Source organism: Ideonella sp. P3_A4, from assembly GCF_056403075.1.
In genome coordinates this window covers 1-642 of sequence record NZ_JBFUGE010001324.1, presented here as the reverse complement: position 1 = coordinate 642, position 642 = coordinate 1, and the positions used below count along the sequence as shown (strand labels likewise).

Annotated in this window: 1 protein-coding gene; it reads left to right on the top strand. The window is 62.5% G+C overall.

Annotated features, from left to right (window positions below):
- Positions 1 to 642: hypothetical protein (locus tag AC1DYI_RS37810; protein WP_477209176.1), on the top strand; the 642-nt coding region annotated here is incomplete at both ends.

Here is a 642-nt window from a genome sequence, read left to right as displayed (position 1 = left end):
ACGGTGACGAGCGGGGGCTTCTGGATGTCATCGTTCCATTGGATTCGGCGCACACCGCGGTCGCGCTGCTGCGCTTCGACGCCAAGCCTGTCATCGAGTTGATGCTGAGAGGCGACAGCGCAGACGATGAGGAAGCCAGAATCAGGGTCGTCATGCTGCATCGTTCCGAACAGATCGAGCAGCAGATAGAGGGCCGATCTTCCGGCGGGTTGTCTGTACTGCAGCGTCCGTTGGCGCCGCAGACGGCGGCGTATGCATCAAACCCGCACGCCGTGCCCGGCATGACGCTCGACACCGTCGACTGGCAAGACAAGTCGGTGTTGGGCGTTGCGGACGTGCTGGAGGACAGCGGGTGGGCGGTCTTCGCGTCCATGGAGGCGGGGCGGCTGTACGAGCGTGCCTGGTCCCACATTTTCTGGATCGCGGCTGCGGATTTGTGCACGTTGATGCTCGCCGCCATGGCGATCGTTGGTCTGTACCACCACCGAGAACTGCGGGCCGCACGGCGACAGCAAGACGAACAGCAAGAGAAGCTGAGTGTGCTGCGCCTGCTTGAATCCATTGCCAATGGTGCGCCGGCCGTGATCTTTGCGAAAGATCTTCAGGGGCGCTACACGTTTGCCAACGAGGCGACCTGCCGAT